Raw genomic sequence first — 253 nt, 5'->3', positions numbered from 1 at the left:
GAGTCAGCCTCGGGAAATATATTAATAACACCAGAATGCAGGCGGCCTCGCTGAGTTTAAGGTTTACTGAAGCCACTATTGCAGAGGTAGCTGATCAGTTCAACTACGACTCACAGCAAACGTTCACGCGCGCCTTCTCGCGACATTTTGGTATGCCTCCTGGCATCTGGCGAGTCACTGATGCTGCAAAAAAAATCAGATAAAAACTCTCTCTGCTTCCCCAGCGATGACACCATTTTCAGGCAGCGGTTGA

At 48.6% G+C, this 253-nt stretch carries 1 protein-coding gene; it reads left to right on the top strand.

Annotated features, from left to right (window positions below):
* The coding region (locus SB765_RS31810) for a helix-turn-helix domain-containing protein (RefSeq protein ID WP_410932782.1) at window positions 1–203 on the top strand (203 nt) is incomplete at its 5' end.
* Window positions 204–253 lie beyond the last annotated feature (50 nt).

This window comes from Pseudomonas sp. SIMBA_067 (assembly GCF_046534675.1).
Classification (GTDB): domain Bacteria; phylum Pseudomonadota; class Gammaproteobacteria; order Pseudomonadales; family Pseudomonadaceae; genus Aquipseudomonas; species Aquipseudomonas putida.
Note: the sequence above shows the minus strand (reverse complement) of the source record. Positions and strands in the feature narration are given on the sequence as shown.